We start from the raw sequence: 20,888 nt of genomic DNA, 5'->3' as shown, positions 1-20,888 counted from the left end.
GGGGGGGTTATCGTGCTCCTATTGCAGGAGCACCCTGCTCGAAAGGAATGTGGGACGTGGCCAAGCAGATCATTCACAAGCTGGTCGATGACCTGGACGGCGGGGACGCGGACGAGACCGTCAAGTTCGCCCTCGACGGCGTTCAGTACGAGATCGACCTGTCGAACTCCAACGCCGACAAATTGCGGGACGTTTTCGCGCCGTACGTGGCTGCCGGCACCCGGGTCGGCCGGGGCGGCGTGGTCGTGGGTGGCCGGGCCGCCCGGGGCCGGGGCGGCGCGACCGCCGACCGCGAGCAGAACAAGGCGATCCGGTCGTGGGCCAAGAAGAACGGCAAGGACATCTCCGACCGGGGTCGTATCCCGCAGGAGATCGTCGACGAGTACCACGCGACCCGCTGAGCTGTCAGTGGCGAACCGACGCCGGGCCGGAGCACCCCTCCGGGCCGGCGTCGCCGTCTCGGAGCACCCCTCCGGGCCGGCGTCGCCGTCTCGGGGCACCCCTCCGGGCCGGCGTCGCCGTCTCGGGGCACCCTCGGCCGGCGTCGCCGTCTCGGGGCAGCAGCCCGGCGGCCGTCGGGCCCGGCCGACGTCACCCGCCGTCGGGGGCCGGTGGGTGGGGCTGCGGGCGGTGTGGGGGCGGGAAGTTCTCCGGGTCCGCAGGCGTTGTCCACAGGCGGTGGAGACTTCGTCCACAGCCTGTGGACAACCCACGGGACCCCCCGGAGGGCGTTGCGCACCCCGGGTGAATTTCGCTCTGCGCGTACAGGCTGGGGTGCCGGAACACCTCCTGAGCGCGGATGGTTGGTCAAAACGACGTCGGAACGGCTCGGTACGAGGAGACACGACCTCAGCGGAGTCGGTCAGCGGCGATAGAGTAAGGAGGTGCGGACGCCCGTCCCGGACGTCCGCGCACCGGCCCCGCCAAGATCTCGCAGTCGAGGCGCACGGCACGTGAGGAGCACGAGGGCATGTTCGAGCGGTTCACCGACCGAGCGCGACGGGTTGTCGTCCTGGCCCAAGAAGAGGCCCGGATGCTCAACCACAACTACATCGGTACGGAGCACATCCTGCTGGGCCTGATCCACGAGGGTGAGGGCGTCGCCGCCAAGGCCCTGGAGAGCCTCGGCATCTCCCTGGAGGGCGTCCGTCAGCAGGTCGAGGAGATCATCGGCCAGGGCCAGCAGGCGCCGAGCGGGCACATCCCGTTCACGCCCCGGGCCAAAAAGGTGCTGGAGCTGTCCCTGCGCGAGGCGCTGCAGCTCGGCCACAACTACATCGGCACGGAGCACATCCTGCTCGGGCTGATCCGCGAGGGTGAGGGCGTCGCCGCCCAGGTGCTGGTGAAGCTGGGCGCCGACCTCAACCGGGTCCGCCAGCAGGTGATCCAGCTCCTCTCCGGCTACCAGGGCAAGGAGCCGGCCGCCGCCGGCACCGCGCCGGGCGAGGCCGCCCCGTCGACCAGCCTCGTGCTGGACCAGTTCGGTCGTAACCTGACTCAGGCTGCCCGTGAGGGCAAGCTCGACCCGGTGATCGGGCGCGAGAAGGAGATCGAGCGGGTCATGCAGGTGCTGTCCCGCCGCACCAAGAACAACCCGGTCCTGATCGGTGAGCCCGGCGTCGGCAAGACCGCCGTGGTGGAGGGCCTGTCCCAGAAGATCATCAAGGGCGAGGTGCCCGAGACGCTCAAGGACAAGCAGCTCTACACCCTCGACCTCGGTGCCCTGGTCGCCGGCTCCCGCTACCGGGGTGACTTCGAGGAGCGCCTCAAGAAGGTGCTCAAGGAGATCCGCACCCGGGGCGACATCATCCTGTTCATCGACGAGATCCACACCCTGGTCGGTGCGGGTGCCGCCGAGGGCGCGATCGACGCGGCGAGCATCCTCAAGCCGATGCTGGCCCGTGGTGAGCTCCAGACCATCGGCGCGACCACCCTCGACGAATACCGCAAGCACCTGGAGAAGGACGCCGCTCTGGAGCGTCGTTTCCAGCCGATCCAGGTGGGTGAGCCGTCGCTGGCCCACACCATCGAGATCCTCAAGGGCCTGCGGGACCGCTACGAGGCGCACCACCGCGTCTCGATCACGGACGCCGCCCTGGTGGCTGCCGCGACGCTGGCCGACAGGTACATCTCCGACCGGTTCCTGCCGGACAAGGCGATCGACCTGATCGACGAGGCCGGGGCCAGGATGCGCATCCGCCGGATGACCGCGCCGCCAGACCTGCGTGACTTCGACGAGCGGATCGCCCAGGTGCGCCGCGACAAGGAGTCCGCGATCGACGCGCAGGACTTCGAGCGGGCCGCCCAGCTGCGGGACAAGGAGAAGCAGCTCCTGGGGCAGAAGGCGCAGCGGGAGAAGGAATGGAAGGCCGGTGACCTGGACGTCGTCAGCGAGGTCGACGACGAGCAGATCGCCGAGGTCCTGGGCAACTGGACCGGTATCCCGGTCTACAAGCTGACCGAGGAGGAGACCTCCCGGCTGCTGCGGATGGAAGACGAGCTGCACAAGCGCGTCATCGGCCAGGAGGACGCGGTCAAGGCGGTGTCGAAGGCGATCCGGCGTACCCGGGCCGGCCTGAAGGACCCGAAGCGGCCGTCCGGCTCGTTCATCTTCGCCGGCCCGTCCGGTGTGGGTAAGACCGAGCTGTCCAAGGCGCTCGCCGAGTTCCTGTTCGGCAGCGAGGACGCGCTGATCCAGCTGGACATGTCCGAGTTCCACGACCGCTACACGGTCTCCCGCCTGGTCGGGGCCCCTCCCGGCTACGTCGGCTACGACGAGGGTGGCCAGCTGACCGAGAAGGTCCGTCGTCGGCCGTTCTCGGTGGTGCTCTTCGACGAGATCGAGAAGGCCCACCCGGACGTGTTCAACACCCTGCTGCAGATCCTGGAGGACGGCCGGCTCACCGACGGCCAGGGTCGGATCGTGGACTTCAAGAACACGGTCATCATCCTGACCACCAACCTGGGCACCCGGGACGTCGCCAAGGCGGTGTCGTTGGGCTTCCAGCAGTCGGAGGACTCCGAGTCCACCTACGACCGGATGAAGCAGAAGGTCAACGACGAGCTGAAGCAGCACTTCCGGCCCGAGTTCCTCAACCGGATCGACGACACCATCGTCTTCCACCAGCTGCGGCAGAACGAGATCCTCTCGATCGTGGACATCATGATCCAGCGGATCGAGGGCCAGCTCCGCAACAAGGACATGGGTCTGGAGCTGACCGACAACGCCAAGAAGTACCTGTCCAAGAAGGGCTTCGACCCGGTGCTGGGGGCCCGTCCGCTGCGTCGGACGATCCAGCGTGACATCGAGGACAACCTCTCCGAGCGGATCCTGTTCAACGAGCTGACCCCCGGTCAGATCGTGGTGGTGGACTGCGAGGGGGACCCGGAGGACATCGAGAAGTCGAAGTTGGTCTTCCACGGCTCGGACCGCCCGGACGAGGTGCCGGACGCCGTCCCGGCCGACCTGGGTGGCACCGCCACCGCCGGTGAGTAGGACCTGACGGGTCGGTAGGACAGAGCACGAGGGCGACGGCCCGGTGGCGCGAGCCACCGGGCCGTCGCCCTTTCTGCCTGCCGTCGGCCAGCGCAGCCCTCGGCGGGGGCGGGTCAGCCGGGAATCGGTTGGGTGGCGGGACCATCCCCGATGAGCCGGAAATGCTCCTCGCCGACCGGCTCCACCATGCCGTCCTTGACCAGCGCGGCGAGTGCCCGGGCCCGTTGCACGTCGTCGTGCCACACCTGGTCGAGCCGCTGGTGCGGCACCGGGCCGGTGGCGTCCCGGAGCACCCCGAGCAGCAGCCCGCGCACCTGACGGTCGGTGCCCGCGTACCGCTGGGTCTTGCGGGTCGGCCCGGTGGGCGCCGCCTGGCCGGAGGCCCGCCAGGCGCAGACCGCCTCGACCGGGCAGGCCGGACAACGCGGTGAACGGGCGGTGCAGACGATCGCACCGAGTTCCATGAAGGCTGCGCTGGCCAGGGCCGCGGCGGCCGGTTCGACCGGCAGCAGCTCCGCGCAGGCGACCAGGTCGGCCGGGGTGGTGGCCAGGCCGGCATCCGGTGCACCGGCGACGGCCCGGGAGACGACCCGCCGGACGTTCGTGTCGACCACCGGGTGCCGCTGACCGTGGGCGAACGCGGCGACCGCCCGCGCGGTGTACGTCCCGATGCCGGGCAACGCCAGCAACTGGTCCAGTTGGTCGGGCACCCGCCCGCCGTGCCGCTCCACGATCGCCACCGCGCACTCGCGCAGCCGTACCGCCCGGCGGGGGTAGCCGAGCCGACCCCACATCCGGATCGCCTCGGCCGGGGTGTCGGCGGCGAGGGCGGCGGGATCGGGCCAGCGGGTGAGCCAGGCGTGCCAGGCGGGCAGGACGCGCACCACCGGCGTCTGTTGGAGCATGACCTCGCTGACCAGGATCGGCCAGGCCCCGATGCCGGGCGTCCGCCAGGGCAGGTCGCGGGCGTTCTGCTCGTACCACCGGCTGACCAGGGTGGTGAAGGTCGGTTCAGTCATCGCGCCGACGATGATGTCACGCGATGCCTTCCCGCTGATTGGGCGGGCCGGGCGGGGCGTCACCGGACCGCCGGGCGGATCGGGCAGAATGCCCGGATGAGCGAGCTCGCGATCACCGTCATCGGTCGGGACCGGCCCGGCATCGTGGCCGACGTGGCCGAGGTGCTCGCCCGGCTCGGCGCGAACCTCACCGACTCGACCATGACCCGGTTGCGCGGTCACTTCGCGATGACGTTGATCTGTGTCGGCCCGGCCGCCGCCGAGGTCGAGGCCGCCCTGACGCCGCTGGCCGCCGACGGCCAACTCCTGGCCACCGTACGCGCGGTCACCCCGGACGGTACGACGGCTCCGGCGGGTGAGCCGTACGTGCTGGCGGTGCACGGCGCGGACCGGATGGGCATCGTGGCGGCGATGACCCGGGTGGTCGCCGAGAGCGGCGGCAACGTGACGGATCTTTCCACCCGGTTGGCCGGTCCGCTCTACGTGGTGGTGGCCGAGGTGGACCTGCCGCCGGGCAGCGCCGACGACCTGGCCGTCCGACTCGCCGGGGTCGCCGCCGACCTGGGTGTCGGATTCTCCCTGCGCCCCGCCGACCCGGACCTCCTGTGAGCGCGAGGAGTGAGCCGGGGTTGCGAGCCCCGCAGTCGCGAGCGCGGGTGGGTGTTGTGAGCGCGAGGAGTGAGCGGGTTGTGCGAGCCCCGCAGTCGCGAGCGCGGGTGGGTGTTGTGAGCGCGAGGAGTGAGCCGGGTTTGCGAGCCCCGCAGTCGCGAACCGAGGTGAACCCGTGAGCGAGGAACCGTACACCGGGCTCGGTGGCTGGACTCCGGCGGCGTTGGGGGTGCCGGGGGAGGTGCGTCGGGTGGTGTGTGCCCCCGAGCCGGTGCTGAGCCGGCCGGGACCGCAGGTCGACCCGACCACCGAGGAGACCGTCCGGCTGGCGGCCGACCTGGTGGCCACGATGCGGGTGTCGCCTGGCTGTGTGGGGTTGGCGGCACCGCAGGTCGGGGTGGGTGCGCAGGTGTTCGCGGTGGATGTGACCGGTCACCCCAAGGCGGTGACGGTGCATGGCACGTTCGTGCTCTGCAACGCCCGGGTGGTGGAGGCGAGCCGTTGGAAGCCGGGCCGGGAGGGCTGCATGTCGGTGCCGGATCTGACCGGTGACGTGAAGCGGGCCAGCCGGTTGGTGGTCGAGGGGGCGTTGCCCGGCAGCGGCGCGTTGGTCCGGCTGGTCACCGACGGCTTCGAGGCCCGTGCCCTGCAACACGAGATCGACCACTGCGCCGGGCTGCTCTTCCTGGACCGGGTGGCCAGCGCGCACGCGGTGTATCAGCGCAAGGTCTACCTGTGACGCGGGTCGGGGCGGATTCCGGGTGACTGTCGTGAGTGGAGTGCGGTTTCCCCGCCGCCGGCCGATGCCCGGCGAGTCGTGGTCGGTCCTCGTGCGTCACGCCGCTACGGTGGGGGCATCATGCGTCTGACGGTCGGTCCCCTGCCCTCCGCCGTGTACTGGCGGCGTCGCGCCGTCGTACTCGGAGCGGGGCTTCTCTTCCTGGTTGTCCTGCTCTATTCGTGTACCCGATCGGGGGACACCGGCACCACACGGGGTGCCGGGGGCCCGACGTCGGCCCCGGCGGCGGGCGGGGCCTCCCCGACGGTCGCGTCGCCGGCCCCCGGGTCCGCGTCGCCGTCGGGTGCGGCCGGTGCGCCGGACTCGTCGGCCGCGTCGAGCGCCGAGCCGGGCACGAACAGCGCGCCGTCGGCCGCTGCGCCTGCGCCGACGAATCCGGCCCGGGCGGACGACGGGACCTGCACCAACAGCGAGGTCCAGGTGACCCCGGTGGCGCTCCCGGCCGAGGTGCGCCAGGGTGCCCCGGTCGACCTGACCCTCAAGATCAAAAATACGTCCCAGCGGACCTGTAGCCGGGACGTCGGTGCGGACGTGCAGGAGTTGTTCATCAAGTCCGGCGCGGAGAAGGTCTGGTCCTCGGACACCTGCGGCACCGGCAAGGGCTCCGACGTGCAGTCCTTCACCCCCGGCTTCGAACGGACCTACCAGCTCACCTGGAACGGCATGGACGCCAGCCGCTGTAGCCAGGGGGTGGCCTCGGGCCCCAACCCGCCGGCCGGCACCTACCAGGTCTTCGCCCGGGTGGGCACCAAGTTGAGCGAGCCGGTCAAGCTGGTCGTCACCGGCTGATCCCGGAGGTGCCGACCGGCACCGACGAGCCGGTCAGCCCGGGTGGCCCACCCCGGTCAGACGTAGCGTTCCAGGATGGACGCCTCGGCCAACCGGGACAGCCCCTCCCGTACGCCCCGGGCCCGCGCGTCGCCGACCCCCTCGACGGCCTGGAGATCCTCCACGGTGGCCCCGAGCAGCCGTTGGAGGCTGCCGAAGTGCAGCACCAGCCGGTCGACGATGGCCACCGGCAGCCGGGGCACCTTGGCCAGCAACCGGAACCCGCGGGGGCTGACCGCCGCGTCGAGCGCGTCGGAGGCGGCCGGGTAACCGATCGCCTTGGCGACCGCGACCAGGTCGATCAGCTCGGTCGCGCCGAGCAGGTCCAACTCGACGAGAGCCTCGTCGAGGGTGCGCGACTTGCGGCCGGTGGGCAGGTAGTCGCGGATGACCAGGGTACGGTCGGCGTCGACACCGGCCATCAGTTCGTCGAGTTGCAGGGCGAGCAGGCGGCCGTCGGTGCCCAGCTCGACCACGTAACCGGCGATCTCGTCGGCGATCCGGCGGACCATCTCCAGCCGCTGCACGACGGCGACGGCGTCCCGGACGGTGACCAGGTCCTCGATCTCCAGCGCGGACAGGGTGCCGGAGACCTCGTCGAGGCGGAGCTTGTAGCGCTCCAGGGTGGCGAGGGCCTGGTTGGCCCGGGAGAGGATCGCCGCCGAGTCGTCCAGGACGTGCCGTTGCCCGTTGACGTAGAGGCTGATGATCCGCATCGACTGGCTGACCGAGATGACCGGGTAGCCGGTCTGCCGGGCCACCCGCTCCGCGGTGCGGTGCCGGGTGCCGGACTCCTCGGTGGGGATGGACGGGTCGGGCATCAGGTGCACCCCGGCCTGCACGATCCGGGTGCCGTCGCTGGACAGCACCACCGCGCCGTCCATCTTGCACAGCTCGCGGACCCGGGTCGCGGAGAACTCGACGTCCATCGGGAAGCCACCGGTGCAGATCCCGTCGACGACCTTGTCGTAGCCGAGGACGATCAGTGCGCCCGTACGACCGCGCAGGATGCGTTCGAGCCCGTCGCGCAACGCGGTACCGGGCGCCATCAGGGCGAGGTTGGCCCGCAGCGGATCACCGGCACTGCCGGTGGCCCCGGCCACGCTCACGCTGATCGGACGGGTGGGTGAGCCCACGGCGGCGGCGCGGGTGTGGGGCGTCGCGCCGGCAGGCTTGGCGGCGTCGCGGTCGGTCGGCACGCGCACAGTCTACGGACTGCCCTGCGGTGGGTGCTCTCGTGGTTACTGTGATGTGCCACGGCGTCGGATTTTCCCACCCGCCTGACCTGGCGGGCGTTGTCCGGTATGGCCTGACCGGTCCCCGGCGCTTCGCCACCGTCCGTCACTCAGCGGATGCGCGGGCGACCGCCTGGAGCGCCGACCGGACATCCGTGACCTCGATCACCCGCATGGTGTCCGGGCCGGCGCCGGTGCTCTCGGGGCCGCATCCGGTGGGGACGAGGGCCGTCCGGAAGCCCAGCCGGGCCGCCTCGGCGAGTCGCCGGGGGACCGCTCCGACCCGGCGCACCTCACCGGTCAGCCCGACCTCGCCGATCGCCACCAGGTGGGGCGCGATGGACAGGTTGAGCCCGCCGGAGGCGACCGCCAGTGCGACCGCGAGATCGGCGGCCGGCTCGACCACCCGGATCCCGCCGACGGTGGCCGCGAAGACCTCCCGGTCGTGCAGGGTCAGCCGCTCGGTGCGGCGTTGCAGCACCGCCAGCACCATCGCCAACCGGGCCCCGTCGAGCCCCGAGACCGTACGCCGGGGCGAGCCGGCCACCGTAGCGCCGATCAGTGCCTGCACCTCGGTCAGCAGCGCCCGCCGCCCCTCCATCGCCACCGTGACGCAGGTGCCCGGGACGGGCTCGGAATAGCGGGTGAGGAAAAGCCCGGACGGGTCGGCCAGGCTGCTGATGCCCCCCTCGTGCATCTCGAAGCAGCCGACCTCGTCGGCCGCGCCGAACCGGTTCTTGACGCCCCGGACCATCCGCAGCGAGGAATGCTTGTCGCCCTCGAAGTGCAGCACCACGTCGACCAGGTGCTCCAGCACCCGGGGCCCGGCGACCTGGCCGTCCTTGGTGACGTGGCCGACCAGCACGGTGGCGATGCCGCGTTCCTTGGCGACCGCGACGAGAGCGGCGGTGACGGCCCGCACCTGGGTCACCCCGCCCTGCACCCCTTCGCTGCCGGTGGTGGAGATGGTCTGCACCGAGTCGAGGACCAGCAGGCCCGGCTTGACCGCGTCGAGGTGGCCCAGCACGGCGCTCAGGTCGCTCTCGGCGGCCAGCCAGAGCTGCTCGTGCAGGGCCCCCATCCGCTCGGCGCGCAGCCGGACCTGACTGACCGACTCCTCGCCGCTGACCACCAGCGACGGGCTGCCGGCGGTGGCCGCCCACTGCTGCGCCACGTCGAGCAGCAGGGTGGACTTGCCCACCCCGGGCTCCCCGGCGAGCAGGACCACCGCGCCGGGGACCAGGCCGCCGCCGAGGACCCGGTCGAGTTCGCTGACCCCGGTGGGTCGGGCCCGTGCCGGGGCGGCACTGATCGTGGCGATCGGTCGGGCCGGCTCGGCCGGCATCCGGGAGCTGACCACCCGACCGGAGACGACCGGGCCGGTGACCGTGCACTCGACCACCGAACCCCACTCGCCACACTCCGGGCAGCGACCCACCCACTTGGGTGGCTGGTGGCCGCAGGCGTCGCACGCGTAGGCGGGGCGGGGCTCACGGGTGGCCCGGCTCCGGGACGCGCCGGACGCGCCACGGGCGGGAGTCGATCGGGGGGTGGTCACCCCAGGACGCTAACCCTCACCGGTGACGAAAACACCGCCGGCGTGGTCGTCGCCACGCCGGCGGTGCCGGTGTCTCGCTCGCGGGGTCAGCCGCCGTGGCCGGAGCTGCCCTCCTGGCCGCTCTCCTCGCCACCCTCGCGGTGCACGATCGGGGAGGCCGGGGGCGCCGGGCTCAGCGGCACCCCGACCGGGACCGGGGTGCTGACGGTACGACCGCCGCCGAAGTCGAAGGTCAGGTTGACCTGCTGGCCGGTGCGCAGCGCCTCGTTGATCCCGATGAGCTGGAGGTGCTGGCCGTTCTGCACGTTGAGCTGCACGTAGCTCAGCGCCGGGATCTCGATCCGGGCCGGCTGACCGGCGGGCGCGGACGGGGAGGCGCCCTCGGACGGGGAGGCGTTGCCGTCCGGGGAGGTGGTCTCCGCCGGGGAGGCGCTGCCCGACGGCGAGGCGCTCTCGGCCGGGGAGGCGGAACCGGAGGGGCTGGCCGAGCCGGTGGCCCCGGTGAGCACGATCTGCCGGGCGCTGTCGGTGGTGACGGTGACGGTGACCGGGTCCCGGGTGTCGTTGTAGATCACCGCGTTGAGCGCGGCGTTCGCACCGGCGGCGAGGCCGCTGTCACCCGGGTACGCGACGTAGAGGCCGCGCACCTTGTAGGCGTTGTCCGACGTCTGGACGTTCACACCCTGAACCGACGGCTGCTTGTTGGCGGTCTCGGACACCTGGCCCGCCCCGCAGCCCGTGGCCAGCAGGGCGGTCGCCCCCGCCAGGCCGACCAGCAGCAGGGTGGCCCGCCGGGAACCCCTGATCGAGCGCGTCACGTCGGTCCTCCTCGTCACGATCCCCACCCGGTGCATGCCCCGGGCGCGGGGTGGTCATACCCGCGCAGACCGCGCTCCAGGGTAGTTGGGGCTGATCGAGGACCGCACACGGACCCGGTGCCGCCACCCGGGCGGGTGCCGCTCAGATCACCCGACCGCTCGCCACCAGCAGCACCACATCGATCAGGGCCACCACCAGCACCGCCCGGAAGGCGGCCACCGAGCGGCCGTCGCGGCGGGTGGCGGCGCGGCCCGCGTACCAGCCGACGGCCGGCACCGCGACGGCCGCCGCGACGGCCGACCAGCCGACCCACGACGGTGGCCCGGGTGGCCCGAGGACCAGGGCGACGGTGGCGGCGAACAGCAGCCCGGCGGCGGCCAGCCGGCTCCCGGTGGCGCCGAGCAGGTGCGGTAACCCGCGCACCCCGGTACGGGCGTCGTCGGCCAGGTCGGGCAGCACGTTGGCGAAGTGCGCGCCGGCACCCAGGCAGGCCCCCGCGACGACCAGCCAGGCCGGTGGCGCGGGGGCACCCGGCAGGGCGAGGACCACGAAGGCGGGCAGCGAGCCGAAGGAGACCGCGTACGGCAGCACCGAGACCGGGGTGGACTTCAGCGGCCAGTCGTAGAGCAGCGCCGACACCAGGCCGAGGGTGAACCAGAACGCGGCGACCGGGTTGGTGGTCAGCGCCAGCAGCGGGGTGGCGAGCGCGGCCAGCACGGCGGCCACCACCACCGTCCGGCGACCCACCGCCCCGGCGGCGACCGGTTTGTCGGTACGCCCCACCGCGGCGTCCCGCCCGGCGTCCACCGCGTCGTTGGTCCAGCCGACGGCGAGCTGGCTGGCCAGCACGGTGAGCACCACGGCCACCGTCCCGGCCGGACGGTGGCCGACCCCGACGGCGAGCAGTCCGGCCACCGTGGTCACCGCCAGGCCGGGTTCCGGATGACTCGCCCTGACCAGCCCTAACACCGTCCGCGACATAAGGGAAGTCTGGTCGTTACCGGCCGGTCGTGCCACGCTCGATGCCATGCGTGACGGTCCGGTGTCCAACGGTGCCCGGGTGCTGCCCCCCAACGACCCTCGCCAGTACGACGACCTGGCCGGCGAGTGGTGGCGGCCCGACGGCGCCTTCGCGATGCTGCACTGGCTGGCCCGGGCCCGCGCCGCCCTGGTGCCACCGGCGTCCCGGCCCGACGCGGTCCTGGTCGACCTGGGCTGCGGTGCCGGGCTGATGGCCCCGCACCTGGTCGGCAAGGGCTACCGGCACGTCGGGGTGGACCTCACCCGGTCGGCCCTGGAGCAGGCGGCGGCGCACGGCGTCACCGCGCTCGCCGGTGACGTCACGGCGGTGCCGCTCACCGACGGGTGCGCCGACGTGGTCGCGGCCGGTGAGGTGCTGGAGCACGTGCCCGACTGGCGGGCGGCGGTCGCCGAGGCGTGCCGCCTGCTGCGCCCCGGTGGACTGCTCGTGCTGGACACCCTCAACGACACGCTGCTGGCCCGGCTGGTCGCGGTGGAGCTGGGTGAACGCCTGCCCACCGTGCCCCGGGGCATCCACGACCCACGGTTGTTCGTGGACGACCGGGCGCTGGTCGTCGAGTGCGCCAGACACGGCGTCGCCCTGCGGGTACGGGGGGTCCGGCCGGGGCTGCGGGCGACGCTGGGCTGGCTGGTGCGGCGTACCCGTGGGGGTGCCGCCCGCGACGTCTCCCACGACGGGCCCGCGATCCGTCCGACCTGGTCGACGGCGGTGCTCTACCAGGGCCGGGGGGTCCGGCACGGCTAGCCGCCCCGGTTCGGGGTACCAGGAACACCCAGGAAGGGGACCGTATGACTGTGGACGCTCTGGCGGCGGCCCGCCGGTTGGCGCCGAGGTTCGCCGCGCGGGCGGCCGGGCACGACCGGGAGGGCACGTTCCCGGCCGACGACTTCGCCGACCTGCGGGAGTCCGGGCTGTTCGGGCTGATGGTCCCGGCCGGGCTGGGTGGCGCGGACGCCTCCTTCGCCGGGTACGCGGCGGTCGCCACCGAGCTGGCCCGGGGCAACGGCGCGACCGCGCTGGTGTTCAACATGCACGCCTCGGTCACCGGCGCGCTCGGCGCGGTCACCGAGGAGCTGGCCGAGGCGCTGGGCGTCCCGGACGAGGCGTTGGTCGCCCGGGACCGGCTGCTGCGCGCGGCGGCCGAGGGCGCCTGGTACGCGGTGGCGATGAGCGAGCGCGGCGCGGGGGCCCGGTTGTCCCGGCTCAGCACGGTCTACGAACCGGTCGACGGCGGCTGGCGGATCAAGGGGAGCAAGACGTTCTGCTCCGGGGCGGGGCACGCCGACGGTTACCTGGTGGCCGCCCGCAGCGCCGCCGACCCGTCGGTGGTCTCCCAGTTCCTGGTGCCCGCCGGGGACGGGGTGACCGTAGAGCCGACCTGGGACGCGCTGGGGATGCGGGCCACCTCGTCGCACGACCTGCACCTGGACGTGACGGTGCCGGCGGACCAGTTGCTCGGTGGGGTGGAGGGGCTGGCCCTGGTCGTCGCCCAGCTCATGCCGCACTGGCTGGTGGCCAGCTACGCCGCCGTCTACGTGGGGGTGGCCCGGGCGGCGGTGGACGCCGCCGCCGAGCACCTCACCGCGCGGGACCTCGGTGGCCTGCCGGCGGTGCGGGCCCGGCTCGGCCGGGCCGACGCGGCGGTGGCGGCGGCGCAGCTGGTGGTGGCCGAGGCGGCCCGCCGGGTCGACGACGCCCCCGGCGACGCCGAGACGAACCGGTGGGTGTGGCGGGCCAAGCTGCTCGCCGGCACCACGGCGGCGGAGGTGGCGGCGTCCATGCTGGAGGCGGCCGGCACCTCGGCCACCCGGCGGGGGCACCCGCTGGAACGGCTCTACCGGGACGCCCGCTGCGGCTCGCTGCATCCGGCGACCTCGGACGTGTGCGCCGACTGGCTCGGGGTGGCGGTGCTCGGGGGTGACCCGGACCGCGACGGAACGGCCCCTCGTTGGTGAGGGTGACGGAGGTCGGCGTGGCCGCCGGACGGGCAGTGTGGACGAGAGGTGGGGACAGATGGCCGTGCCGTTGATCGCGGGGCTGGGGGCGGCACATCCGCCCGGCGCCCGGCAGGACGAACTCTGGGCTGGCTACTTCGCGGAGCACTTCTCGGGTCCCACCCGGGCCCTGGCCGAGCGGATCTTCGCCAACTCGGGGGTGTCGCACCGGCAGGCGGCGGTCAACCCGTTGCTGGAGGACGTCTCCGACTGGCCGACCGACCGGCGGATGCGGCGCTACCAGGTGGAGGCGCTGCCGTTGGGCAAGGAGGCGATCGGCCGGGCGCTGACCGCCGCCGGCCTCGCGGCGGGCGACCTCGGACTGTTCGTGGTCTGCTCCTGCACCGGTTACGCCACCCCCGGGCTGGACATCCTCCTCGCCCGTGACCTCGGCATGGCTGCGCAGACCCAGCGGATGTTCGTCGGGCACATGGGCTGTTACGCGGCCCTGCCCGGGTTGGGTGCGGCGGGCGACTTCGTCACCGCGCGGGGCCGGCCGGCGCTGCTGCTCTGTGCCGAGCTGACCAGTCTGCACATCCAGCCGGCGTCGGCCCGGATGGACACCCAGCAGATCGTCTCGCACGCCCTGTTCTCCGACGCCGCGGTGGCCACCGTGCTGGTCCCGGGGACCGAAACCACCGACCGGGGGTACGCGCTGCGCGAGGTCGCCTCGGTCACCGACACCTCGACGGCCGACCACATGACCTGGGACGTCACCGACACGGGTTTCCGGATGGGCCTGTCGCCGAAGGTGCCGCAGGTGCTCTCGGCGCACGTCCGGGGGCTGGTGGACGGTCTGCTGACCCGGCACGGCACGACGATCGCCGAGGTGGACGGCTGGGCGGTGCACCCGGGCGGGCCGCGCATCCTCAACGTGGTGGAGCGGGAACTGGCCCTGCCCGCCGACGCGCTGGCGGCCTCCCGGGCGGTCCTCGACGAGCACGGCAACTGCTCGTCGCCGACGGTGCTGCTGATCCTGGACCGGCTGTTGCGTGCGGCGGTGCCGCCCCGGTGGGTCGTGCTGCTCGCCTTCGGCCCGGGACTGACCCTCTACGCCGCCCTACTCGAACGCCGACCCTGACCTGACCGCCGGCCCTGTGCCGGGCCCCGGTCCGGAACCCCGGCCCCGGGGTGGTCGGTGCCGCCCGGCGAGCCCAGCGGGTCCGGCACCCCGGGCCGGCGGACGGCTGGCCCGGGGCACCGGCGTGTGGGCAGATGACCTGGTCGGGGAGGGTGCGGTCGGCGCTGCGCCGAGCGTCGTCGTCGGCTCCTGGTTACCCTCGCCGGGTGGGGGTCGAGAGGGGCGGCAGTGATCGGCTGCGCGGTGCGGTGCTGGCCGGCGCGGCCCTGATCGCCCTGGTCGGGGGCGGCTGGTGGTGGTCGGCCGCCGCCCCTGCGGTCGACCCGGTCGGGTCGGCGGGGACGGTGTCCCCGGCACCGTCGGCCCTCGCGGAGGCCACCCGGCGGGTGGTGGTGCTCGACAGCCGCACCGGGCGGGTGCTGGGCTCGACCGAACTGCCCGGCTCCTCCGGTGACCCGGACGTGGGGCTGCCGACGTTCACCGACACCATGTGGCGGGAACGGATGACCCTGGTGTCCGGCCGGGCGCCGGTCCTGCGGGAGTCGGCCCCCGACGGCGCACGGCACCTGTTCCAGTACCGCTGCTCGGGCGACGGGACGCTGCTGGTCTCGGTGCTGCACGACGATCCGCCGCAGCGCCGGCAGGCGGACTGCGACGGCGAGCTGGTCGCCTGGGAGCTGACCGGCCCGCTGGGTGGCACCCGGTTGGAGTTCTCGGCGGTGGGCCCCGGCTCGGTCGAGTTGGAGGCGCAGGTCGTCGCGCTGCCCTGAGCGGGCCGGTCGACGTGCCGCCGGCAGCGGCCCCGGGTCCGGGCGGCCCCGGGTCCGGGCGGCCCCGGGTCCGGGCGGCCCCGGGTCCGGGCGGCTCTGGTCCTGGGCGGCCTGCGTCCTGGGCGGCCTGCGTCCTGGGCGGGCGGCCCCGGGTCAGCCGGCGAGCCGGACCAGGTCGTTCCGGTAGTCGGCGGCGGCACCCAGCTCGGGCAGCACCCGGACCACGGTGCCGGCCCGGTCCACCAGCAGGGCCGGGGCGGTGTCGGGTCGGGCGGTCAGGTGCAGCGCGGCGCGTAGTTCCCCGGCGGGGTCGGCGAGGGCGCGGACCGGACCGCCGACCGGCGGGGCGGGCGTCACCTCACGTCCGCCGGCGACGGTGACCACCTGCACGCCGTCGGGTGCCGCGCTGGCGGCGGCGGCCACCTGCGCGGCACACGCGCAGCCGTCCACCAGAACGATCATCGCGGGCAGCAGGCCGCGCAGCGGCACCGGTGTCTGGTCGACGTCGACCAGGTCCAGCGCGGGCAGCGACCGCCCGACCAGGGGTGCCGGGGTAGCCGACTGCGGCAGGACGGTGGGGCGGTCGGTGCCCCGCGACGACCGGGGCCAGGTGACGGTGACCAGGCCGACGCTGGTGGCGAGCACCGCCACCAGCAGCAACAGCAGGGGCAGCCCGAGCGGTGGCCGGCCGTCGGGGCGGGCGGTCAGCCCCAGCCGGCGTCGCCAGCGGGTGGCCGAGGTGCGTCGGCGCAGCTCGCGACGGAGCTGGGCGGCCTCCTCGGCCAGCGCCGACGCGTCGTCCGGCACGACCACCCGGCCCCACTCCGGCGGCAGGTCGGGCAGTTCCTCGGACGGACCCTGTCCCTCGGCGTCGGGCTTGCCCATCGGACCCCCCGGTAAGCGGTGCGGCGAGCGGTGTGCGGTACCCCTCCAGCGTCCCGCACGGACCCTCCTGCCGCTAGACCTGGGCGGTGCGGACGCCCGCGGGCTACCATGGGAAGAGCGCATAGCCCGAGAAATCCACGCTCCGATCACCCGTACCGGGTTGTCATCTGCTGCTCACGGAGCGTGTTTGAACCACTGGTTTGGCCGCCTGTCAAGCCGAAGCAACACCTCTCACAGGGCCCCTGAGCTGCGCCAACGGTCAGGACGGCAGCGGGACATTGGTGCCTGAGCGTGTTACCCTAGACACAGCGAAAGGGGTTTCGAACCTATGGTTTTCAGCGTCGGCGAGACCGTTGTTTACCCCCACCACGGGGCCGCACTCATCGAGGCAATCGAGACTCGGGTCATCAAGGGTGAGCCCAGGGAATACCTGGTCCTCAGGGTCGCACAGGGTGACCTGACGGTCCGGGTGCCCGCCGAGAACGCCGAGATCGTGGGTGTGCGCGAGGTGGTCGGCGAAGAGGGCCTGGGAAAGGTCTTCGACGTGCTCCGTGCACCGCACACCGAAGAGCCGACCAACTGGTCGCGGCGTTACAAGGCGAATCTGGAAAAGCTGGCCTCCGGCAACCCGCTGAAGGTCGCCGAGGTCGTCCGCGACCTGTGGCGTCGGGAGCGGGAGCGGGGCCTTTCCGCAGGTGAGAAGCGCATGCTCGCCAAGGCCCGCGACATTCTCGTCGGCGAGGTCGCGCTGGCCGAGAAGAGCACCAAGGACGAGGCGGAGACGCTGCTCGACAAGGTCCTCACCGAGGCCTGATCCGACCGCATCGTCGTACCCACCCCGCAGCGAAGAATTCCCGAGGACCGCGACGTGACCGCGCAGCTCAATCCGCGCGGTGACGTCGCGGTCCTCGTTCCTGCGGCCGGTGCCGGGGTACGCCTCGGTCCGGGCGGTCCCAAGGCGCTCCGGCTCCTCGGCGGTGAACCCCTGTTGGTGCACGTGGTACGCCGGATCGCCGCCGCCCCGTCGGTGCACACCGTCGTCGTCGCCGCGCCGGCCACCGAGGTCGACGCCGTCCGGCAGTTGCTGACCCCGGTCGCCCCGGTCCTGGTGGTGGCGGGCGGTGCCGAACGCCAGGCGTCGGTGGCGAACGCGCTGGCGGCGGTGCCGTCCGGCCCCGACATCGTGCTGGTGCACGACGCGGCGCGGGCGCTCACCCCACCCGCGCTCGTCGAGGCGGTGGCGGCAGCAGTCCGGGCCGGGCACGACGCGGTGATCCCGGTCCTCCCCGTCAGCGACACGATCAAGCAGGTGGACGCTGCCGGCGTCGTCCTCGCCACCGTCGACAGGTCCGCCCTGCGGGCCGTGCAGACCCCGCAGGGGTTCCGCCGGGAGGTGCTCGCCGCCGCACACGCCGCCGCCGGTGACCCGCTCACCGACGACGCCGGACTGGTCGAGCAGCAGGGGGTGCCGGTGTTCTGCGTCCCCGGCTCCGAGTACGCGCTGAAAGTCACCCGCCCGTTCGACCTGACCCTGGCCGAGCACCTGCTGGCCGCCGGCCACTGACGCGTACCCTCGATCCATGATCGTTCCCCGGGTCGCCGTCGGCACCGACATCCACGCCTTCGCCGCCGGCCGGCCGTGCTGGCTGGCCGGCCTGCACTGGCCCGGTGAGGACGGCCTGGCCGGGCACTCCGACGCCGACGTGGTCGCGCACGCCGCCTGCAACGCGCTGCTCTCCGCCGCCGGGCTCGGTGACCTCGGGGCGAACTTCGGGGTGGCCGAGCCGGAGTGGGCCGCCGCCTCCGGGGTGGCGCTGCTCACCGAGTCCGCCCGTCGGGTCCGCGCCGCCGGGTACGCGATCGGCAACGTCTCGGTGCAGGTCGTGGGCAACCGGCCCCGGATCGGGCCACGGCGCGACGAGGCGCAGCGGGTGCTCTCCGCAGCGGTCGGCGCACCGGTCACCGTCACCGCCGCCACCAGCGACGGCCTCGGTTTCACCGGGCGCGGCGAGGGCCTCGCCGGTATCGCGGTGGCCCTGGTCTATGACGCGGCGGCCGGGTAGGGCCGCGATGACCGACGACGAGTCGCCCCTCGACGGCTACCGGCAGCGGGCCCAACTCCTGGCAGAGTTGGGCCGCCACGACGAGGCCACCGAGGAGTTGGGCTTCGCGCTCGCCCTGGCCCCCGCCGACCCGGCCGCGCTGACGCTGCTGGCCCGGCTGCACCTCGCCGCCGGCCGCCCCGGCGAGGCGCTCGCCGCCGCCGACGCGGCGATCGCCCCACCCCGCCCCCACACCCCACCGCTCCCCGGACCGCCGCACCCGCCTGTGCCCCCAGGCCCGCCTGTGCCGCCTGGTGCGGCTGTGTCCTCGGGCCCGCCCGTGTCCCCAGGCCCGGCTGTGCCGCCTGGTACGGCTGCGCCCCCAGGCCCGGCTGCGCCCTCGGGCCCGGCTGACCGGTCAGGTGGGCCGGCACCGGCCGGCCCTACCGGATCATGGGCGGCGCCGGGACAGGCGGGCCCTCCGACGCTGCCCGACCCGTCCGGATCGTCGCCGGACCGGCCCGGACCGCCTCTCGGCTCCGACCAGCCGGGGGCACCCTCCTTCCCCGGCCCGGCCGGTGCACCCGCCCCGGCCGGCGAATTCGGCCCGTCGGGGGAGGCCCCGGCGAGGGTGCCGGCCGCCGCACTGGTCGTCCGGGCGATCGCCCTCGCCGACCTGGGGGAGTACGCCGAGTCGGCGCGTACCGCCGATCGGATCCTGGCGGCCGGGCCGACCGACGCGTACGCCCAGCGGAGCGCGGCGGCGATCCTGGCCGAGGCGCGCAACGGCCAGCCGGCGCTGAACGCGGCCTGGCGTGGGGTGGAGCTGGCCCCCGACGAGCCGCAGGCGCACCTGGTGCTGGCCCTGGTCGCCGGCCGGCTGGAGTTGTTCGACCTGGCCGAACGGGCCTACCGGGAGGCGTTACGGCTCGATCCGGAGCTGGCTGAGGCGCGGCACGACCCGGGGGTGCTGCGGTTGGAGCGGCGGCGCTGGGTGCTGGCGTTGGAGCAGGTGGCCGCGTTGGCGCCGGTGCAGCCGGCGCGGGCGGAGAAGCTGCCGCTGTGGACCGGGCTGCGCCGGCTCGTCCTGGTCGGCAGCGGCTGGTCGCTGGTCGCCAGCCTGCTGCTCGCGTTCCTGGCCGCTGGCGGGGCGGGGGCGAGCCGGGTGGTGGCGGTGCTGGCGGCGGCCGGTGGCGCGCTGCTGGCCTGGCAGCTGTCCCGGCGGGTGCCCGAGCTGGGTCGGGTGGTCCTGCCGGCGCTGCGCCGCGAGGACCGCGCGTTGGCGTTCGCCGTGTACGCCGTCCCGGCCGGGCCGGCCCTGCTCCTGCTGTTCGCCCTGGTGGGCAGCCCGTGGCCGCTGGTGCTCGCGATCGCCCTCGCGGTGCCGGCCACCCTGATCGCCGCCACCCGTGCGGGCGTCGCCTAGCCTCGCGCCCCACCTCCGACCGGCGACGGCTGGGCGACCCGACGCGCCGGGAAGGCCGCTGCTCAGCGGTGCCTGATCGCGGCACCCGGCGGGTCAGGGCTGGCGGTTCCAGGTCCAGGCGTAGCCCGGGTCCTCGCACTCGACGGCGGCGTCGCAGAGGTCGAGGGGGCGGAAGGTGTCGACCATGACGGCCAGTTCGTCGAAGAAGTCGACGCCGATCGAGCGTTCCGCCGCGCCGGGCTGCGGGCCGTGGGTGAAGCCGGACGGGTGCAGCGAGATCGAGCCCTGCCCGATGCCGGAGCCGCGCCGGGCCTCGTAGTTGCCGCCGGTGTAGAAGAGCATCTCGTCGGAGTCGACGTTGTGGTGGTGGTAGGGCACCGGGATCGCATCCGGGTGGTAGTCGACCTTGCGGGGCACGAACGAGCAGATCACGAAGTTGGGGCCCTGGAAGGTCTGGTGCACCGGCGGCGGCTGGTGGAGGCGGCCGGTGATCGGCTCGAAGTCGTGGATGGAGAACGCCCACGGGTACTGGTGGCCGTCCCAGCCGACCACGTCGAACGGGTGGTGGGCGTAGACGTGCCGGGTCCAGGCGGTGCCGGTGGCCCGGGACCGGTGCCGGACCAGTACCTCCACGTCGGTGTCGTCGACCAGCAGCGGCGCGTCCGGCCCCCGGACGTCCCGCTCGCAGTAGGGGGAGTGTTCGAGGAACTGGCCGCGCACCGACAGGTAGCGCTTGGGTGGGCCGATGTGTCCGGTGGCCTCGATGGTCAGCAGCCGGACCGGGGTGTCGCCGGTGGGCACCAGCCGGTGGACCGTCGAGGTGGGGATGACCACGTAGTCGCCGGCGACCAGGTCGAGCGCGCCGAAGGTGGACTCCAGCCGCAGCGTGCCCGCCTCGACGTAGAGGCACTCGTCGCCGGTGGCGTTGCGGTAGAGCGGGGACGGCCGGTCGGCTAGCGCGTACCCGATCCGGACGTCGTCGTTGGCGAGCAGGTGACGCCGGCCGAGCACCGGGTCGGCCCCCGCGCCGTCGAGCTTGTGGGTCTGTAGGTGGCGCGGCTTGAGCGGGTGGTTGGGCAGCCGGGTGTACCCGGGCGGGGTGAACGCCTCGGCGGCGACGATCGCGGTCGGCGGGTGCCGGTGGTAGAGCAGGGACGAGTCGGCGGAGAAGCCCTCCTGGCCCATCAGCTCTTCGGTGTAGAGGGTGCCGTCGGGCTGGCGGAACTGGGTGTGCCGCTTACGGGGCACCTCGCCGACGCTGCGGTAGTACGGCATGTCGCCTCCC

19 protein-coding genes and 2 pseudogenes are annotated in these 20,888 nt (G+C 73.6%); 14 read left to right on the top strand and 7 right to left on the bottom strand.

Annotated elements, in window-relative coordinates; all coding sequences use genetic code 11:
- Positions 1–56: 56 nt before the first annotated feature.
- Complete coding sequence (locus tag ACQP2H_RS28995; RefSeq protein ID WP_168222573.1) at positions 57–401, top strand: histone-like nucleoid-structuring protein Lsr2; 345 nt, start codon at positions 57–59, stop codon at positions 399–401.
- A gap of 569 nt (positions 402–970) precedes the next feature.
- A complete protein-coding gene (locus ACQP2H_RS28990) occupies positions 971–3,496 on the top strand; it encodes an ATP-dependent Clp protease ATP-binding subunit (protein WP_219465060.1) in 2,526 nt (841 codons plus the stop codon).
- A gap of 113 nt (positions 3,497–3,609) precedes the next feature.
- Here the strand turns inward: ACQP2H_RS28990 and ACQP2H_RS28985 are convergent, their stop codons facing one another.
- Positions 3,610–4,515 (bottom strand): A/G-specific adenine glycosylase, encoded by a 906-nt coding sequence (locus tag ACQP2H_RS28985; RefSeq protein WP_433229564.1) that lies wholly within the window; start codon positions 4,513–4,515, stop codon positions 3,610–3,612.
- Between the two features lie 96 nt (positions 4,516–4,611).
- On the opposite strand from ACQP2H_RS28985, the gene ACQP2H_RS28980 reads away from it, so the two are divergent.
- The 3 genes from ACQP2H_RS28980 (at position 4,612) to ACQP2H_RS28970 (ending at position 6,712) form a co-directional block, all read left to right on the top strand.
- Positions 4,612–5,124, top strand: coding sequence for a glycine cleavage system protein R (locus ACQP2H_RS28980; protein ID WP_208567768.1), 513 nt, complete (start codon positions 4,612–4,614; stop codon positions 5,122–5,124).
- 175 nt (positions 5,125–5,299) lie between these two features.
- Positions 5,300–5,863 (top strand): peptide deformylase, encoded by a 564-nt coding sequence (locus tag ACQP2H_RS28975; protein ID WP_219465056.1) that lies wholly within the window; start codon positions 5,300–5,302, stop codon positions 5,861–5,863.
- A 120-nt stretch (positions 5,864–5,983) separates the two neighbouring features.
- Positions 5,984–6,712, top strand: coding sequence for a hypothetical protein (locus tag ACQP2H_RS28970; RefSeq protein WP_357536456.1), 729 nt, complete (start codon positions 5,984–5,986; stop codon positions 6,710–6,712).
- 56 nt (positions 6,713–6,768) lie between these two features.
- Here ACQP2H_RS28970 and disA read toward each other — a convergent pair whose 3' ends face one another.
- The 4 genes from disA to ACQP2H_RS28950 all read right to left on the bottom strand — a co-directional run bounded on the left by disA (position 6,769) and on the right by ACQP2H_RS28950 (position 11,344).
- Positions 6,769–7,950, bottom strand: coding sequence for a DNA integrity scanning diadenylate cyclase DisA (gene disA / locus ACQP2H_RS28965; protein WP_208567771.1), 1,182 nt, complete (start codon positions 7,948–7,950; stop codon positions 6,769–6,771).
- 142 nt (positions 7,951–8,092) lie between these two features.
- Entirely contained in the window at positions 8,093–9,544 is a 1,452-nt protein-coding gene (radA, locus tag ACQP2H_RS28960) for a DNA repair protein RadA (protein ID WP_433229559.1), read from the bottom strand.
- Between the two features lie 86 nt (positions 9,545–9,630).
- Entirely contained in the window at positions 9,631–10,362 is a 732-nt protein-coding gene (locus ACQP2H_RS28955) for a hypothetical protein (RefSeq protein WP_433229556.1), read from the bottom strand.
- A 142-nt stretch (positions 10,363–10,504) separates the two neighbouring features.
- Positions 10,505–11,344: a UbiA family prenyltransferase gene (locus tag ACQP2H_RS28950; RefSeq protein WP_363819806.1), complete on the bottom strand. Its 840-nt coding sequence runs from the start codon at positions 11,342–11,344 to the stop codon at positions 10,505–10,507.
- 46 nt (positions 11,345–11,390) lie between these two features.
- Here ACQP2H_RS28950 and ACQP2H_RS28945 point away from each other — a divergent pair, with 46 nt between their 5' ends.
- The 4 genes from ACQP2H_RS28945 (at position 11,391) to ACQP2H_RS28930 (ending at position 15,250) form a co-directional block, all read left to right on the top strand.
- Positions 11,391–12,149 carry a class I SAM-dependent methyltransferase gene (locus ACQP2H_RS28945; RefSeq protein ID WP_208567775.1) on the top strand — a complete coding sequence of 253 codons (759 nt, stop codon included), beginning with the start codon at positions 11,391–11,393 and terminating at the stop codon, positions 12,147–12,149.
- Between the two features lie 44 nt (positions 12,150–12,193).
- A complete protein-coding gene (locus tag ACQP2H_RS28940; protein ID WP_433229553.1) occupies positions 12,194–13,360 on the top strand; it encodes an acyl-CoA dehydrogenase family protein in 1,167 nt (388 codons plus the stop codon).
- A gap of 58 nt (positions 13,361–13,418) precedes the next feature.
- Entirely contained in the window at positions 13,419–14,480 is a 1,062-nt protein-coding gene (locus tag ACQP2H_RS28935) for a type III polyketide synthase (protein ID WP_363819800.1), read from the top strand.
- Between the two features lie 206 nt (positions 14,481–14,686).
- The gene (locus ACQP2H_RS28930; RefSeq protein ID WP_357536447.1) at positions 14,687–15,250 is read left to right on the top strand and encodes a hypothetical protein; all 564 of its coding nucleotides are present in this window, start codon (positions 14,687–14,689) and stop codon (positions 15,248–15,250) included.
- Between the two features lie 153 nt (positions 15,251–15,403).
- On the opposite strand, the gene ACQP2H_RS28925 is transcribed toward ACQP2H_RS28930, so the two are convergent.
- Complete coding sequence (locus ACQP2H_RS28925) at positions 15,404–16,135, bottom strand: hypothetical protein (RefSeq protein ID WP_208567779.1); 732 nt, start codon at positions 16,133–16,135, stop codon at positions 15,404–15,406.
- 328 nt (positions 16,136–16,463) lie between these two features.
- On the opposite strand from ACQP2H_RS28925, the gene ACQP2H_RS28920 reads away from it, so the two are divergent.
- The 5 genes and pseudogenes from ACQP2H_RS28920 to ACQP2H_RS28900 form a co-directional block, all read left to right on the top strand.
- Positions 16,464–16,949: a CarD family transcriptional regulator gene (locus ACQP2H_RS28920; RefSeq protein ID WP_013288937.1), complete on the top strand. Its 486-nt coding sequence runs from the start codon at positions 16,464–16,466 to the stop codon at positions 16,947–16,949.
- 54 nt (positions 16,950–17,003) lie between these two features.
- Positions 17,004–17,699 carry a 2-C-methyl-D-erythritol 4-phosphate cytidylyltransferase gene (gene ispD / locus ACQP2H_RS28915; RefSeq protein ID WP_208567780.1) on the top strand — a complete coding sequence of 232 codons (696 nt, stop codon included), beginning with the start codon at positions 17,004–17,006 and terminating at the stop codon, positions 17,697–17,699.
- Between the two features lie 16 nt (positions 17,700–17,715).
- Positions 17,716–18,198 carry a 2-C-methyl-D-erythritol 2,4-cyclodiphosphate synthase gene (gene ispF / locus ACQP2H_RS28910; protein ID WP_208567781.1) on the top strand — a complete coding sequence of 161 codons (483 nt, stop codon included), beginning with the start codon at positions 17,716–17,718 and terminating at the stop codon, positions 18,196–18,198.
- Positions 18,179–18,352 (top strand): annotated as a pseudogene (locus tag ACQP2H_RS28905) (tetratricopeptide repeat protein); the annotation flags it as partial. The gene ispF and the pseudogene ACQP2H_RS28905, both read left to right, overlap by 20 nt.
- 399 nt (positions 18,353–18,751) lie before the next feature.
- Positions 18,752–19,603, top strand: a pseudogene (locus ACQP2H_RS28900) (tetratricopeptide repeat protein); the annotation flags it as partial.
- A gap of 93 nt (positions 19,604–19,696) precedes the next feature.
- Here ACQP2H_RS28900 and ACQP2H_RS28895 read toward each other — a convergent pair.
- Positions 19,697–20,878 carry a homogentisate 1,2-dioxygenase gene (locus ACQP2H_RS28895; RefSeq protein ID WP_357536443.1) on the bottom strand — a complete coding sequence of 394 codons (1,182 nt, stop codon included), beginning with the start codon at positions 20,876–20,878 and terminating at the stop codon, positions 19,697–19,699.
- Positions 20,879–20,888: the final 10 nt, after the last annotated feature.

Source organism: Micromonospora sp. CA-248260, assembly GCF_050942205.1.
GTDB lineage: Bacteria > Actinomycetota > Actinomycetes > Mycobacteriales > Micromonosporaceae > Micromonospora > Micromonospora antibiotica.
This window is presented reverse-complemented; position numbering and strand designations above follow the sequence as displayed.